This window comes from Longimicrobium sp., from assembly GCF_036280135.1.
GTDB lineage: Bacteria > Gemmatimonadota > Gemmatimonadetes > Longimicrobiales > Longimicrobiaceae > Longimicrobium.
In genome coordinates this window covers 1-3,991 of record NZ_DASURI010000795.1, presented here as the reverse complement: position 1 = coordinate 3,991, position 3,991 = coordinate 1, and the positions used below count along the sequence as shown (strand labels likewise).

The 3,991-nt window shown below is 70.7% G+C and carries 4 protein-coding genes; 1 reads left to right on the top strand and 3 read right to left on the bottom strand.

The annotated features are described in order from the left end of the window. From VFZ20_RS25670 to VFZ20_RS25660, 3 genes are all read right to left on the bottom strand, one after another. On the bottom strand, positions 1 to 526 hold a 526-nt coding region (locus VFZ20_RS25670; RefSeq protein WP_329686816.1), incomplete at its 3' end, for a class I SAM-dependent methyltransferase. 58 nt (positions 527 to 584) lie between these two features. Then, entirely contained in the window at positions 585 to 1,091 is a 507-nt protein-coding gene (locus tag VFZ20_RS25665) for a hypothetical protein (protein WP_329686815.1), read from the bottom strand. A 65-nt stretch (positions 1,092 to 1,156) separates the two neighbouring features. Beyond that, complete coding sequence (locus VFZ20_RS25660) at positions 1,157 to 2,023, bottom strand: alpha/beta hydrolase (protein WP_329686814.1); 867 nt, start codon at positions 2,021 to 2,023, stop codon at positions 1,157 to 1,159. 599 nt (positions 2,024 to 2,622) lie between these two features. On the opposite strand from VFZ20_RS25660, the gene VFZ20_RS25655 reads away from it, so the two are divergent. After that, complete coding sequence (locus tag VFZ20_RS25655) at positions 2,623 to 3,891, top strand: M12 family metallo-peptidase (protein WP_329686813.1); 1,269 nt, start codon at positions 2,623 to 2,625, stop codon at positions 3,889 to 3,891. The last annotated feature ends 100 nt before the right edge of the window (positions 3,892 to 3,991 follow it).

Sequence of the window (3,991 nt, the reverse complement as noted above, 5' to 3'; positions counted from 1 at the left end):
GCCAGCCTTTCTCGGCGGAAAAGCGGGCGCGCAGCTCATCGTCCGTGACCTGGAGGGGCGTGTTGGGGACGGGGAACTCCGTCGCGAACTCCAGCAGGTACAGGCGCCCGCCGGGACGCAGCGCGGCCGCGATCTCGTCCGCGTAGGCGTCACGCGTGGGCTGGTCGAACAGGTGAAAGAAGCCGGAATCCACCACCGCGCCCAGCGTCCGGCCCAGCGCCGTCGGGCGCAGCGCGTCGCCCACGCGGAACTCCAGCCGCCGCGCGACGTCCGCCGGCAGCGCATCCGCCTTTTGCCGCGCCTGCGCGATGGCCGCCTCCACGATGTCGACGCCCACGACGTCCAGCCCGCGCCCCGCCAGCTCGATGGCCAGGTCACCGGAGCCGCACCCCGCGTCCAGCACGGGCCCGGCGGGCGGATGCTCGTCGAAAAGCGCGGACAGCGCCGGCTGCGCCTTGCCCACGTCCCACGGCGGCGGTGCGCCCTGGTAGATGGAATCGAAGAACCCCGGTTCGAATCGGCTCACGTGCGCGCGGCGGGCAAAGGTGGGCGGACGGATGATGAATGCACGGACGGGCGAGTCATCATCCCGTCCACGGGTCCCACAGCGGCGCGGCGGCGGGATGGTCGCCGATGCCGCCGCGCACGGACCGCATCACGCGCTCCGCGTCTTCCGCGCCGACCACCTGGCCGTCGCGGAGGACCATGGGAGCGCCCTGGAGCCCGAAGCCCGCGGGATCCGCCGCGGGGCGATACGGCTGGATGACGGCGTACCGCCCCTCGCCCTCGCGCCGGCCGAACTCCACCGCCAGCACGTGCTGCGTGGATTCCGTCCCCTGGAGCATCCGCAGCAGGCCCTCGCGCGCGAAGGCCCACGCGTCCACGCGCCCAGCCAGCGAATCGACGGCGCGCTTGCCCTCGGCGATGGCCTGGTCCTGCGTCTCGAGCTCGAAGCGCATGAGCTCGCGCGTGCCGCCGTCGTCGACGAGGAGGAACGGCGTCAGCAGCTCGCCGGCGGGCGCCTCGTGGACGCCCCACGCGGCGTGCGCGAGCGCGAAACCCGCCATGCGGGCGGTGGAATCGAAGGACATCGGCATCGGGCGGAACGGCTCTCCGGCTGAGTGGCACGCGGCGCGGCCGATCTCCGCCGCGCGCGTCAGTAGCCGCGCTCGGCCACCTGGTCTGCCCAGGAGGGCGGATCCGCCTGGCCGTCCAGGAACGGCAGCACGGCCGAGACCAGTGCGGGCGACGTGAAGATATCGTAGTGCGTGAGGTTCGGAAGGATGGCCAGGCGGTTGGGGGACAGGTTCTCGCGCATCCAGCCGGCGTCGCGCAGGCCGCCGCCCAGCAGCTGGTACATCTCCACCACGTGCTCCGGCCGGTACATGTCGCTGTCGCCAAAGACCAGCATCACGGGCATGCGCAGCGCGCGCACGTCGTCGGCCCAGTTGTAGGGCGTGCGGATGTACGCGCCCATCTGGTCCAGCAGCCGGGGAAAGTCATCCGGGTTGGGCGCCAGGGCCACGTACGACTGGTACATGGGCGTGTCGCGCATGTGCTCTGCGGCGGCCGCGCTCAGCCCGTCCTGCAGCGGGAGCATCTCCGCGTAGAATCCGTCCCGCGCGAACCCCGCCGACACGACCACCAGCCGGCGCACCTTCTCCGGGTGCTGCGCGGCCAGGCGAAGCGCCGCGCTGCCGCCCAGTGAGTAGCCCATCACGTCCACCTGGTCGTGCCCCAGCACGTCCAGCACCCGGGCTAGGTCGTCGCCCAGGCCGTGGATGCTGAACGCGCGGCTGCCCAGCTCCGTGCGGCCGTGCCCGTGCAGGTCCACGGCGATCACCTGGCGTCCCCGCGCCAGCGCGGGCAGCACGGGGCCGAACATGTGGATGGAGCCCAGCCCGCCGTGCAGCAGGAGCAGCGGCTCACCTTCCCCGTGGATCTCGTAGTAGTAGCGGATGCCGTTGGCCTCGGCGTGGCCGGTGCGGGCGGACGTGGGGGCGGCGGGGGTCTGGACGGTCATGGCGGCGGCTCGTTCGGGGCGTGGATGGATGCCGGCGCCGCCGTGCGGATGCGCATCTGCGCGGCCCGGCGGCGTCCCCGGCGCGACGGACTTTCGACGCGGGCCGGACCCTCCGCCCGTGCCGCATCGCCGTCTCTGCCTCCACGTCGAACGGCGCGCCCCGATTTCGACAAGGCCATCCACGAGACGAAAATCCACGTCGCCGCCCTGGATAACGAACGCCACAGCGGGCTCACCATCCCGGAGCGGGATCGATGGACCCGTTGCACCGTTTCAGTCTTTCCGGTGCGTTTTGGTGCAGGAGCGTGCACCCTGATTCGCCTCTTTGGGGACGATAGCAGACGAACCTCTGTCAATCTTCCGCTGCTGCCGTACCAGTGAAACGGTCAGGCAATCCGATCGCGCCCACGAGCTTAGCACGGACGTGCGGGCGCGAGGCAGACGGACAGCGCACCGTTGCCGCCCGGTGGGCACAGCGATTGATCAATACGGTATCCGCAATTTATTGAAGGTGAGTGATACAGACGGCAAACCTGTGGTTTCCCGCCCCCTCTCGTCGGGAAACACGTCCGCTCACCCCCCTCTCGGAGGAACGCACGATGAAAGCTCGGTTGTCCCTGGTTCTCGCCGCCACCCTGGGCCTCGCCGCCTGCCAGGGCGACGAGACGGCCCCCTCGGCCTCGTCGGCCGCCAGCCCTGTCGTGGTGCAGGAGAACTTCCTTACGATCGCGAACGACGCCTCGCTGGAGACGCCGCAGCGCGGCCGCCTGTCGGCCATCCGCCAGCGGGCCAACAACGACGACACGCACCTGGCCCGCCTGGCCACCGGCCCCGCCGCGCTGCTGCGCCGCGGCGGCGCCCTGCGCTTGGCCGTCGCGCCGGGCGTGCAGGTGGTGGCCCAGGGCGAGCGCGTGGAGCAGCGCTCGGCCAACGACATCTCGTGGGGCGGCCGCGTGCAGGGCGTGAACAACGGGTACGTGCAGATGGTGTACTCGCCGGAGGGCGTGACGGGCACCGTGACGCTGGACCGCGTGCAGTACCGCATCGAGCCGCTGGGCAACGGCCTGCACGCCGTGTCGCGCATGGACCAGAACGGCTTCCCCTCGGAGCACCCGGCCGATCACCCGGCGGGCGCGCTGGACGTGCCGCCTCCGACCAACTACCTGGCCGCCAAGGCGCCTGAGGGCACCGTGGGCGCCGCCGCCCTGAGCACCATCAACGTGCTGGTGGTCTACACGGCGTCGGCCGCGAGCGCCGCGGGCAACATCGCCAGCAAGATCCAGCTGGCCGTGGACGAGACCAACCAGTCGTACGTCAACAGCGGCATCAACATCAACATGGTGCGGGTGCACACGGCGCAGGTCACGTACAACGAGAGCGGCCGCAGCTTCTCGCAGCACGTGGCGGCGCTGCGCAGCACGACGGACGGCGTGATGGACAACGTCCACACGCTGCGGAACACCTACGCGGCCGACGTGGTGCTGCTGGTGGTGAACGACAGCGAGGCGTGCGGCATTGCCTCGTCCATCGGCTCCACGGCCACCTCGGCGTTCGCCGTGGCGCACTGGGACTGCATCACGGGCTACTACTCGTTCGGCCACGAGATCGGCCACCTGCAGGGTGCCCGCCACGACCGCTTCGTGGACGGCAGCACCACGCCGTACGCCTACGGCCACGGCTTCATCCCGGCAGCCAAGAACTGGCGCACGGTCATGGCCTACGGCAACAACTGCAGCAACTGCACGCGCATCCAGTACTGGAGCAACCCGCTCAAGACGTACAGCGGCGTGGCCATGGGCACCGTCGCGTACGAGGACAACGCGCGCGTGCTGAACCTGACGGCGGCCTCCGTGGCGGCCTACCGGTAAAGCACGTCGAAGGCAGCACGCAGAAGGGGCGGGACCGCGCGCGGTCCCGCCCCTTTGAACTTCAACTGATTTCTCACGCAGAGCCGCAGAGGCGCAGAGT